The organism is Bradyrhizobium genomosp. I (2014), from assembly GCF_000261685.1.
GTDB lineage: Bacteria > Pseudomonadota > Alphaproteobacteria > Rhizobiales > Xanthobacteraceae > Bradyrhizobium.
This window is the reverse complement of the sequence record NZ_AJQE01000249.1, coordinates 1-11702: the sequence shown is the minus strand read 5'-3', so window position 1 is coordinate 11702 and position 11702 is coordinate 1. Positions and strand designations below refer to the sequence as shown.

Below are 11702 nucleotides of genomic sequence, written 5' to 3'. Positions count from 1 at the left end.
AGATGCTGGTTGGATCGGAGGCCAGCATGGGATGGTCCGACCTCCTTCGAATGGTCTTCGGGAACGAGCCGTAAAGGCGGTGGAAGCCGGCGAGAGTTGTCATGCTGTGGCGGCCCGGTTCGATGTTGCAGTGTCGTCCGTTGTGAAGTGGCGGCAGCGCTATCGCGCGACAGGTTCAGTGGCGCCAGGCAAGATGGGCGGTCACCGTAAGCCGGTTCTGAAGCCGTATCGAGCGTTCATCCTGGAGCGGATCAGGCAGACGCCACATCTCACACTGCACGGGCTGAAGGACGAACTTGCCACGCGAGGCGTGAAAGTCTCACACCATGCGGTATGGACCTTCCTGCGACGCGAAGGTCTCAGCTTCAAGAAAAACACTGTTCGCCCTTGAGCAGGGCCGCGCCGACGTCGCGCGGCGGCGACAGCGCTGGCGCAGCTTGCAGGATCGCCTCGATCCAACCCGCCTGGTGTTCATCGACGAGACCTGGATCAAGACCAACATGGCCCCGCTGCGCGGCTGGGGATCCAAGGGCGAGCGATTGCACGGCTTTGCGCCGCACGGTCACTGGCGAACCCTGACCTCCCTCGGTGCCCTACGCTCTGACCAGCTCACTGCGCCTTGCGTGTTCGACGGACCGATCAACGGCGAAAGCTTCCGCGCCTATGTCGAACAGCAACTCGTCAAAGTGCTCAAACCTGGCGACATCGTCGTCATGGACAATCTTGGGAGCCACAAGTCGCCGACCGTCCGGCAAATGATCAGGGAAGCCGGCGCAAGGCTATAGTATCTGCCGCCGTACTCACCTGACCTCAACCCGATCGAGCAAGTCTTCGCCAAGATCAAGCACTGGATGCGCATCGCACAGAAGCGCGCGATCGACGACGCCTGCGACTACATCGGCCACCTCGACAGAAACGTTCTGCCCGGCGAATGCAGCAACTATTTCGTTAATGCTGGATACGCTTCCATAAAAAAATGAAACGCTCTAGGAAGGTCTGCTAAGGCCGGAAGAGAGCCAGCTTCGTCCACCTTGGCACTTCTGCGTGTGACCGCGAGACAGATGAGCGCGTCTGCGTATGTGGCTGACTTGAAAGGTAGAAAATCGACAATGCAGCAACGCGGAACGACGTCTTGAAGGCGAACGCTGGGCGATCGAAAACTGGTAAGCCCTCGACACCCTCAATCCACCATGACATCGTAAAGCGTCTGGAAAGAAAACTATGGCAACGCCGCCTCGCGAGCATGAACATTCATTTCGAAAGCCCAGGCGGCGTCCACGCTGTTATTCTCGGAGTTCTCAAAAGCCATATGCTTGAAATAATGACCAAGCCCGGAATTTACCTGACAATGACATCCGATGTTGGATCCGGTCGCGGGTTCACTCATCGGCACTCTTGATTAGCCTCAAATGTCTGACTTCTGGAGCGTTACACCCGCTGATTTCACGAACGAGGCTGATGTTGAGCTTCGTCTCGTCGTTCCACTATTGCACGCTCTTGGCTATGAACCGGACGATATAGCATCGAAGTATCCGGTAGAATTCCGCGAAGGCCGTGTGGGACGCAAACCAGAAGCGGATTTCGTCTGTTTCAATGGTCCACTGCATACCCGGGATACCTCGCTTGTCGTTGTTGAGGCCAAGGCGCCGGGCGAAGCCTTGCCAAATGGCAAGCTGCAAGGGGAATCTTACGCGGCTAATCTGAGAGCGCCACTTTTGCTGCTCACCAACGGCGAACAGATGGAAATCTGGCAGCTCAAGGCGACGCAGGACAGTGAACGCGTTTTCGAAGTACCGATTGCAGATCTTGCGGCAAGCCGCGGCACGGTTGAACAATTTCTCGCTAAGACGGCTGTGGCCGATTACTGCCGCAGCTTCCACGTCAAGACAATCCTCGATGCTTCCTCCGACTTTGGTCGATATGAGACGGCGGAACTGAAGCGAACTTCGCGGTATGCTGCTTCCATCGATCGGACCGTCTATCGCGCGGGCGCAACGGGTAACTCGGCGACAGGTAGGCTCCTTGCGGAATGTCCGTCCGGCTGCGTCGTGGTCGCCCCCTCAGGTTATGGAAAAACGACACTCTCAAACCGGCTGTTCCGGCAGGCTATCGAAAATCGCTGGCGCAATGGCAACGCCCGCGTCCCGTTCGACATTCCCGCGATTGACCTTGAGCAAACAGGTCTTTCCATTGTGAAATTCATGCAGCGTCGGTTGTCAGCGCACCAGCCAGGCGTAACCGAATCCGTGCTAACGGATCGCTTGCGCACTGCCGGAGCAACAATCGTTTGCGATGGTTTCGAGAGCGCATCGCCAGGATTTCAACGGCATCTGAGCACGGAGATAACCAATCTTCTCCGCGACTATCCACTCACCCAAGTCTTTGTGTTCTCGCGCGAAGCGGCCAGGCCAAATGTCGCTCTTCCCCTGTTCACACTATCACCTCTGACAGAGACTGAGAGACGCGAGCTTGAGAAAACCATTCTCGACGACGGGAGTGGTAATTTCTTCTCGATCATTGGAATGATGCCTCCAACGTTGTCGGCGCTTTGCGAAAATCCGCTCCTGCTGCAATTGGCATTGGACTACTGGAAACGTGAGCACGTATTTCCCAACCAGCTCGTGCCGTTGTTCCAGTCTTGGCTGAAAAACGTGCTGAAGACTGATGGAACCGACGTCGTGTCGTTCATTCGTCGTGAAAGGGCGCTGACGCTAATCGCGAATGCAACGCTCGATGGACCGATTACCGGCGATCGGGTGATCGCGCTGATGCAAAAAGATGGCGTCCCGGCTGAGGCCCTAAACGAACTCGTCGCATGCGATGCGGCTCGGGTCAATGGTTCAGCTATCGAGGTCCAACACGAAGCGCTCGCAGATTACCTGCGTGCCAAGACGATGGCATCAGGAATTGAACCCGAGTTGCTCACGAGGATTCCGGCGCTGCCGATGCCGGCGGATTCGTTTTTTCCTGTTTTGTTGATGGCCCAACTCCCAACTCGTCGGCTCCAAACAGTGTTGTGGAAACGCCTAACTGAAGCGGGTCCCTATGTGTATTTTGATGCGCTACGGTACCGCTTCGACGTTTCGTCCGAATTGAATAAGCTCAATCCAGAAAAGCTCTCAGAGGAATACCTGACGGAACTGCTTGAGGGAATAGAGCAACCCCTCGAAAGTTTTTTCCCCGCCCTGCGTCAGACCGTCATTGAAGAAATCACAGGCGAGCGGGGAAGTGATCTCGCCGCGACGGGTAATTTGCGCGCTTCCTCCAAAGCACTCTCCTACAAGTTGCATTCGAGGCAACCGAGTCAGGCGCCCCCTGTTAAAGTAGAGGTCCCCTCTTTTCCAGGCATTCTACGCGGCGTAAGTCTAGATTTGTCGCATTATCGCTTGGATAGTGCGCGCCTGGTAGCCATTGCGCTCTTGAAAGAGAGTGTCGCGGATGCGGTGAAGTTCGTGGCGTTCAAGGGCGGCACGGCGTTAGCCCAGGATCGGCTTCTGGGCCGGTGTCGGTTCCTTGCGCGAGAATATGATCTTCCGGTGGTTCTAGATATGGACCTCGGTGCCCTCGAGCGGCTCCTTCTGCCTCATAAGGACAAGAGCGTGAGCCCGGGCGCGTTTTCCGACGATCAGCGGTTTCTGATCCAGGAACTGCTCGACGACATAGCGATCCTACGTGCGAATGGACTATCTGCGCTCGATCCATGGTGGATCCGCCTCGGGTGGGACGACAAGGTTGACGTTCAGACGGAAGAGGTGATTCGCCGCGTCCTAGACGAGCAATATCGCCGTGTGCAAATTATATATGCGGAAATTGTTGAAACCACTTTCTCGGAGATCGCCCGTGAAATGTCCTTTTTCCCTCTGCTCCCGGTGCGGTGGAAACTGACGGTAGTGCAGCGCGAGCCGCCTTACCGAGGTTCAACGATCTATTTCAGCTGGTCGCCAGTTGCGATGTGGCAACAGGCTGGTGCCGACGTGGTGTTTGACGTCCAAGCTCCCTCGTTCGAGGGCGAGGAGCAAGTACGCGAGGAAGTCGAGCGAACACGTGCGGCACTCGCCGCGCTGGGCCGACCTAACGCGCAGCTTCCTCGATATAGCGGTTTTACGCAGCTCGCGGATTTCTCTGGTCGGCGATGGAACGGCCACTTTGACGGCGCAACGCCCGCAATCCACGATGTCTGCAGTTTGCTGAAGAGCGATCTAGAAGCGGTGTTCTCGTCGATGCCTCGGCACGACTGACGCTGAAAAGCGCGTGCGACGGGAGTTTGATGGCGCTCTCCTTTCTCTGCAAATGCTTAGAGTGTGCGGGGAGTTAACCCGCGCCATCATTGGGGCGCTCGATAATGAATGTCTGGAATTGGATCCTTCGTGCACTTGCTTATTGACGACTCTAGTCGCGGTCGATGTGAGCGTAGCATCTTCAGTGTGCGGCGGGCTCTTCGAGTACCCGTCTAGTCAGCCACAGGCCTAGTTCTTCCATAACAATGGATATCCGAATGACGACAGCTCTTCGGGCGAAAAGCGGACGTATGGCCGGACTGGTTTGCGGCCCTTGATCACCCGAAGCGGTTATCTGCACCGCGCTCAACAGTGCTCGGGGATGGGCTGTCACTTACCCACGCGCGCTAGGGCTATGTGCAAGGTCGTGGGCGGGTGCCCGAGCGTGGTGTTTGCTCCCCGGTAGCGTTCCCACATCGCCTTGCCGTCGAGATCTTCGACCAGATTGAGTCCAACACGGGCGAGTTCGTCGGCGATTTCATCGGGATAGAATCCTGAAATCCAGGGCTCGCCGATTTGCGCGACCACCTTGGCATTTTCGTCGTGCGCTGATCGCGATGCGTTCGGGGCGAACTCAGCTTGATCGACATAGGTGAACACAAGTTCGCTCCCCGGAGCACCGCAAGTTGCCACCGCACGCAAGGTCGTCAGATTGGCCTGGGGTGTCAGGTACACCGAAACGCCCAGCCACGAAAAGAATGCTTTCTCGCCTGGCCGAAAGCGAGAGCGATCCAAGACAGATTCCAGGTCCTCGTTGGCGAGGTCGGCAGCGACGAAATGCACGGACGGTGGAAGCGACATTCCACATTCCCTGATGCCTTGGATCTTCATCGTCTGGGTCGCCGGATGATCAATCTCGAAGATCGTCAGGGCGTCGGAAAAAGCAGGGCGGCGAAGCACGAAACTGTCCAGCCCAGCGCCGATCAAGACATATTGTTTGATGCCCCTCGTTGCCGCCTCGCGCAGCGCATCCTCTGCATAGCGGGAGCGAATCACCACCCCTGGCAAGGCGGTGTTGGTCAGCAGGAATTCGTTCAACACAGAAGCCGGTCTCCGGAGGGCGTGGGCACGCGTGTCCTCATCCATGCGGGCCAATATTCGCGCGGTCATCCTCTCGCGCTCGGCTTCCGAAACGAGTCGATCGCCCCAGGGGTCATCGAAAAGAGGAAAGGGGTCGAACCGCGAATGTAACGCTCTCATCAGCGATGTCGCCAGTGCGGTGCGGCTGGGCAATGACTCCATCATTCCAGTCCTTCTCCGGACGAATTGTATCGCTGCACAACAGGGCGCGCCACCGACGAGGCTTTCGAAGGTAATGCAACTTGGTGCGCACCATAAGCCCGGAATTGGCTCTCTGAGCCGGCTGTATTCACGCCATTGGCTGAGGCCTGGCGCGCCGTTGGGCTGGCTAAATTATAATACTTGCAAGGGGCGCTGCTTGTCTGAGCGCGAAGTTTCGGTGCGGGCACTGAGAAGTCGGCTTGCCAGGGCAGACTGGAAGTCGCCAAAGCCTGGCCCGACCGACCCCTTAACCCATACGAAAAGTCACAACTCAGCAGTTGCGCTACGGGGGGTGGGTGTCCTGACGAGCGATTTCGCAACCGCCATTTTCGCCAATGGCGCGCCAGACTAGCTATAGTCGCGCTGATGACAAACCCGGAGAATTCGGTCCACAGCCTGCGGGGATGCTGTTGCCGATCTGGGCCGGTGCTGCCAGCTTCTAAACACGGAGGTCTCACAGGCGCAAATCCGCGCCCAGCAAGGGCTAAGCTGTCCCGGCGGCCTTCTGAATGCTTCTCGGACGATTTGTTCCAAATCCCGCATCGATATTGCTGGCCGGCCGGGATCGACGGTGGAATAATCGTGAGGTTTTGGCCCGGTAGGCTCCGGGCGACATGGATTTATCGATGCCCGTGCTGTCCGAGGACTCCGAGCTTGCGCGTAGGATCGCCGAGCTCGAACAGAAGCTGAAGTCGAGCGCCGCCGAGACCGAGCGCCTGCAGCGCGAGCTGGCACAATCGCGCGAGCGACAGGCTGCCAGTTCGGAGGTCCTGGCGACCATTGCAGGTACCTCCGGCGATGCTGACAGCGCGCTGGAACAAATCGCGGAGACCACCGCGCGGCTGTTCGGTGCCTCCAGCGTCTCGATCCAGCTCGCCGAGAATGGCGAATGGGGAAAAGCCTATCGCTACGGGGCGAGCGCCCAACGCATTCGCGAGGCCATACCGCTGACCGCCATAAAGGTAGGCGGCCGCAACATGCCTGGCGCGGTGGTCGGACGAAACCAGCAAATTCATGCGCCGGATCTGGACAAACTGGATCCCGATCTGGCTGAGTTTCCTGGCCTGCCGCACGCCCGAGCCGCAGGCACACGAACAATGTGCGGCACGCCGCTGCGCAGTCAGGGCAGCGCGATCGGATCCCTGATCGTCCATCGCGACCGACTCGAGCCGTTCTCCGATGAAGAGCTCGTGCTGCTGCAGAGCTTTGCCGACCAGGCGGCGATCGCGCTCGAAAATGCGCACCTGTTCAACGAAACAAAGGAAGCACTGGAGCGGCAGACCGCCACCGCCGACATCCTCAAGGTGATCGCCGCCTCGCCGTCCGACGTGCAGCCGGTTTTCGATGCCATCGCGAGCAGCGCCAAGCGCCTGATCGGCGGCTTTTCGACGGCGGTCTTTCGCTTCGTCGACGACGTCGCCCATCTTGCGGCCTTCACGCCAACCAGCCCGGCTGCTGACGAGGTGCTGAAGGCCGGATTTCCGAGCCCCGTCGCCCGATTTGAGCCCTTCAAGCTCGCTCAGGGCGGCAAACCGGTCCAGATCGCCGACATCGAGGCACTTCCCGACTCTCAGATCAAGCAGATCGCGCGAGCGCGTGGCTTCCGCAGCATGCTGTTCACACCCTTGATGAGCAACAGCATGCCGATCGGGTTGATCAGCGTGACGAGAGTCGAAGTCGGCTCCTTCGTGGATCACCACGTTCAGTTGCTGCAGACTTTCGCCGACCAAGCCGTGATCGCCATCGAGAACGCTCGCCTATTCGAGCAGCTTCGGGCCAGGACGCGTGAGTTGAGTGAGGCCTTGCAGCATCAGACCGCCACCGCCGACGTGCTCAAGGTGATCAGCCGCTCGGCGTTCGATCTGCAGACGGTGCTGGATGCCCTGCTCTCGTCGGCCTGCCGCCTGTGCGACGCCGACATCGGAACGATCCGCTATGAGGACGAGGGTAGCTACCGGCTTGCGGCCACCTATGGCTGCAAACCCGAATGGATCGAGCACTTCCAGACCTACACGACAAGAGCAGAGCGCAGCTCGATTTTTGGCCGAACTATTCTTGAAGGTCGTCCCGTTCGGATTCCGGATGTTCTCGCTGATGCCGATTTTGGTCGTCCGCAGGCACAAAAACTGATGGGCTTTCGGGCCGCGATCGGCGTCCCGCTCGTTCGGGAGGGGCACTCCTTCGGTGTCATCAACCTGTTCCGCTTTGCCGTCGGTTCGTTCGAGGACAAGCAGATTGAACTGGTTGCAACGTTCGCTGACCAAGCGGTAATCGCGATCGAGAACGTCAGATTGTTCGAACAAGTGCAGGCGAAGACGCGTGATCTCACGGAGGCACTGCAACAGCAGACGGCGACCGCGGACGTACTCAAAGTCATCAGTCGTTCGGCGTTCGACCTGCAAGCCGTACTCGATACCCTGACCGAATCGGCCGCGCAGCTATGTAACGCGGATATGGCTGCGATGACACGGCAAGACGAGACGGACGGCTTCCAGCACGTAACCAACTACAATTTTTCGGTCGATTGGGTGAAGATTGCAGCTGGCGTTCGGCTCCGCCCCGGACGCGGCAGCCTCGTCGGAAGGGTGCTGTTGGCGCGCAATGCGGTGCAGATCGCTGATGTCTTGGCCGATCCCGACTATTCCTATCCGGAAATGCAGCAAGCAGCCGGATATCGCACGCTGCTCGGAGTTCCGCTTCTCCGCTCCGGGGAGCCGATCGGAGTGCTCTTTTTGGCTCGCAAGGTAGTTGAGCCGTTTACCGACAAGCAGGTCGAACTCGTCTCCACTTTCGCCGACCAAGCCGTTATTGCCATCGAAAACGTCCGCCTGTTCGAAGAGGTGCAGTCGAAGACGCGCGACCTTTCCGAGGCACTGATGTATCAGACTGGAAGTGCCAACATCCTGAAAGTGATTGCCTCCTCGCCGACGGACGTTGAGCCAGTCTTGCGTACGATCGTCGAGAGCGCTTGCGACCTCTGTCAAGCCTATGATGCCGTTCTTGTCCTAAAGGAGGGATGCGATCTGGTCGTTCGCGCGCACCACGGGCCGATCGGAATGGGCACACAGACGTGGACCGACGACCGCACCTCCGTGTCGGGGTTCGCGATTGCGGAGAGGGTGCCGATCCACATGCACGATGTCCTCTCTGAGGAAGGTACGAACTTTCCTGTTGCGCAGGCAATGTCGCGGCAGGATGGTTGCCGCACCCTTCTTGCCGTGCCGATGATGAGCGAGGGCGAGAGCATAGGCGCGATCGTACTTCGGCGTGCCGAGGTGCAGCCCTTCAGCGACAATCAGATCACACTCTTGCAGACCTTCGCCGATCAGGCGGTGATCGCGCTCGGCAACGTCCGCTTGTTCGAGGAGGTTCAAGCGCGCACCCGCGAGCTCGCCAAATCCCTTGATGAATTGCGGGCCGCCCAGGACCGCCTAGTTCAGACCGAGAAGCTTGCCTCACTGGGCCAGCTCACTGCTGGCATCGCGCACGAGATCAAGAATCCGCTCAATTTCGTTAACAACTTCTCTGCGCTCTCTGCCGAATTGATCGACGAGCTCGACGAGCTGCTTGGAAGCGCCGCACTCGACGACAAGATCCGAGCTGAGGTCGATGAGCTTGTGAACATGCTGAGGGGCAATTTCGAGAAGGTCGTCCAGCACGGCAACCGCGCCGATTCCATCGTCAAGAACATGCTGCTGCATTCGCGCGAGGGTTCGGGCGAACGTCGTCTGACCGACATCAACTCGATTGTCGACGAAAGCCTCAACCTTGCATATCACGGCGCACGCGCGGAAAAGCCTGACTTCAACGTCACCCTCATGCGCGACCTCGATCCGAGCGCCGGGACGGCCGAGCTTTATCCGCAAGAGATCACGCGGGTACTTCTCAACTTGATCTCGAACGGCTTCTATGCGGCGTACAAGCGCAAAGAAGCCAGCGACGGTTCCTTTGAGCCGACCGTGAGCGCGACAACGAGAGCGCTGGCAAGTGAAGTCGAGATCAGGATTCGGGACAATGGCACCGGGATTCCGGCGGAGGTCCGAGAGAAGATTTTCAACCCCTTCTTCACCACCAAGCCCGCCGGCGAGGGAACAGGGCTCGGCCTCTCCATGAGCCACGACATAGTTGTGAAACAACACGGCGGCAGGATCGACGTCGAGACCGAGCCGGGGGCATTTACCGAGTTCATCATTACGCTACCTCGCATCGGGGTAAGGCAATAGCGGAGGCAGGAGTTGAGCGTCTACATTCTCGTTGTGGACGACGAGCCCGACTTGGAAACATTGCTTCGACAGCATTTTCGGCGCGAGCTGCGCGCCGGCCGCTTTTCGATGGAATTCGCGACTTCCGCGCCGGCTGCGCTAAAGCGCGCTTCCGACGTCTGTGATCCCTCGCTGGTCCTGGTCCTGTCGGACATCAACATGCCCGGAATGAGTGGGCTGGAGATGCTGCCGGAGCTACGCGCCAAGCGCCCCGAGGTCCCAGTGATCATGATCACGGCATATGGCGATGCGGAAACCCGGCGGACGGCGCTTGAGCGAGGCGCGGAGGGCCTGCTGACCAAGCCGATCGACTTCGGGCAGCTTCGCCAAGAGATCGACGCAAGGCTCGGACAAACAGCATGACCGCTACCGTCCTGGTAGTCGACGATGATCCGGATGTGAAAAAGCTCGTCGTGCAGAGATTCCGTCGGCACATCAGCGACGGGCAGGTCAGCTTCGTCTCCGTGTCGGTCAACGGCCGATTTATGTCATAACAACGCATACGCGAATGCCGCCAAGTCGATTCAATTGCGCCTGAGCAGATCAAGCAGCATTGGCCTCAGATTCGGTGATGCGCTGGAATTCAAACAGCAGTTCCTGAAAGTGCTTGGCGAGATAGCCGACCACTCTGCCGTTGCGCAGCAGCTTTGAGACGAAGCCGACCGCCAGAACCAGATCGAGGTGATCGGTGCCGTAGGTCTGTTCAGCCACTTTGAATTCCCGGGCGAGCGAGGCCGATTCCCGCTCCATCAATGACAATTGCTCATCCGACAGGCCCTTGGGGCCGCGTGGGGTGTAGCCGGCCGCCAGCTGATTGCGCGGGGTCGCCGCCACCAAAGAGCGCACATAGCTATTCGAGAAGTTGTTCATCGCGATCATCAGCTCGGCGGCTTCGATCTGCCGCAAGGGCGCGAGCTTGCGCAGCTCAGAGAAGGAGTTGAGGGTTAGATGCTTTTCTTTGAGCAGGTCGACGGCCTCAGCGCAGATGCCGTCGAGCAGTTTGCGGCGCTTGCGAATGCTGCCGACATCGACGTTCAGCGCCTTGGCAATCCGCCCCTCCGAAACCCCGTTCTCGATCGCCTTTAAGATCATGCGGTGCTCTTGGATGATCGCGATGCGGTTGACGCGCTTGTTGTAGGTGAAGGCTTCATCTTCCGTTGAGATCAGGCATTCGACCTCGAGCAGCCCGCGGTCTCGCAAAACCTCCAGGCGTAAATGGCCGTCCAGAAGCAGGAATTTGCCAGAGGTGTCGCGGCTCCGGGCGACCACAGGCGGCTCGACCAGCCCGATCTCGCCGACAGAGGCGGCGATCTGCCGGTACTTTGGCGAACGCTTCACCTCCTCGGACACGAGCTTTAAGGGCTGAATATCGGCCAGCCGGACCATGGCGGTCCGCTCCTCAAAGCCCATCCGCACCGAAATATGGGGACGGCGTGCCATGACTTAAGCCTGCCCATGCAGCCGCAGCGCTAGGTTCTTGGGCAACGTATCGAGCCTTTCGTCCTCCAAGATTGTCAGGAACTCTGGTTCGACCAACAGCTTGCGTAGGGCTTCGAGGATGAAGATCAGGCGCGCCTTGGTGCTGTTGGATTTGCGGATCAACACGCGCTTGCGGTCGACGTCTTGCCGATAGGCGCGCAAGAGCGCATTCGAGCTCAAGGGCGCCCCGTCAGTTCGTCTTGGACCGGTCTTGTAGCCTTTTCCGCGGCGGCGGCGTTGCTCGATCAGCTTTTTAGCCGCAAGCAGCTTTTGGCCCCGCAGCAGGCGTTCCTCGTAGGCCTGCTGCAAGACAGATTGGATCTCGTTATCCTGTGCTTGCGAGATCATGACGGCGATGCTGACCGGCATCTGTCCCGCCTCAACGGCGCGGAGCAGCCGGTGC

At 58.9% G+C, this 11702-nt stretch carries 7 protein-coding genes and 1 pseudogene; 5 read left to right on the top strand and 3 right to left on the bottom strand.

What is annotated here, in order from left to right; genetic code table 11:
• The first annotated feature begins 31 nt into the window (after nt 1-31).
• Nucleotides 32-980, top strand: a pseudogene (locus IC50_RS39270) (IS630 family transposase).
• A 429-nt stretch (nt 981-1409) separates the two neighbouring features.
• A complete protein-coding gene (locus tag IC50_RS23445) occupies nt 1410-4238 on the top strand; it encodes a type I restriction enzyme HsdR N-terminal domain-containing protein (RefSeq protein ID WP_081492494.1) in 2829 nt (942 codons plus the stop codon).
• A gap of 369 nt (nt 4239-4607) precedes the next feature.
• On the opposite strand, the gene IC50_RS23440 is transcribed toward IC50_RS23445, so the two are convergent.
• On the bottom strand, nt 4608-5522 hold the full coding sequence (locus IC50_RS23440) for a class I SAM-dependent methyltransferase (protein ID WP_050991069.1): 915 nt from the start codon (nt 5520-5522) through the stop codon (nt 4608-4610).
• Nucleotides 5523-6184: 662 nt separating this feature from the next.
• Between IC50_RS23440 and IC50_RS23435 the strand changes: the two genes are divergently transcribed.
• Genes IC50_RS23435 through IC50_RS43735 form a run of 3 tightly spaced genes read left to right on the top strand, consistent with a single transcriptional unit; the run spans nt 6185 to nt 10314 of the window.
• On the top strand, nt 6185-9781 hold the full coding sequence (locus IC50_RS23435) for a GAF domain-containing protein (protein WP_081492493.1): 3597 nt from the start codon (nt 6185-6187) through the stop codon (nt 9779-9781).
• Nucleotides 9782-9793: 12 nt separating this feature from the next.
• Nucleotides 9794-10183 (top strand): response regulator, encoded by a 390-nt coding sequence (locus tag IC50_RS23430; RefSeq protein WP_035710250.1) that lies wholly within the window; start codon nt 9794-9796, stop codon nt 10181-10183.
• A complete protein-coding gene (locus IC50_RS43735; protein ID WP_277996254.1) occupies nt 10180-10314 on the top strand; it encodes a hypothetical protein in 135 nt (44 codons plus the stop codon). Before IC50_RS23430 ends, IC50_RS43735 begins: the two co-directional genes overlap by 4 nt.
• Before the next feature lie 49 nt (nt 10315-10363).
• On the opposite strand, the gene IC50_RS23425 is transcribed toward IC50_RS43735, so the two are convergent.
• Both IC50_RS23425 and IC50_RS23420 read right to left on the bottom strand, forming a co-directional pair.
• The gene (locus IC50_RS23425; protein WP_035710247.1) at nt 10364-11260 is read right to left on the bottom strand and encodes a plasmid partitioning protein RepB C-terminal domain-containing protein; all 897 of its coding nucleotides are present in this window, start codon (nt 11258-11260) and stop codon (nt 10364-10366) included.
• 3 nt (nt 11261-11263) lie between these two features.
• Nucleotides 11264-11702: plasmid partitioning protein RepB C-terminal domain-containing protein (locus IC50_RS23420; protein ID WP_035710244.1), on the bottom strand; the 439-nt coding region annotated here is incomplete at its 5' end.

What these genes read in the sequence shown, in the direction of transcription:
- IC50_RS23445 (WP_081492494.1), top strand. Translation starts at nt 1,410, where the DNA reads ATGTCTGACTTCTGGAGCGTTACACCCGCTGATTTCACGAACGAGGCT.
- IC50_RS23440 (WP_050991069.1), bottom strand. Translation starts at nt 5,522, where the DNA reads ATGATGGAGTCATTGCCCAGCCGCACCGCACTGGCGACATCGCTGATG.
- IC50_RS23435 (WP_081492493.1), top strand. Translation starts at nt 6,185, where the DNA reads ATGCCCGTGCTGTCCGAGGACTCCGAGCTTGCGCGTAGGATCGCCGAG.
- IC50_RS43735 (WP_277996254.1), top strand. Translation starts at nt 10,180, where the DNA reads ATGACCGCTACCGTCCTGGTAGTCGACGATGATCCGGATGTGAAAAAG.
- IC50_RS23425 (WP_035710247.1), bottom strand. Translation starts at nt 11,260, where the DNA reads ATGGCACGCCGTCCCCATATTTCGGTGCGGATGGGCTTTGAGGAGCGG.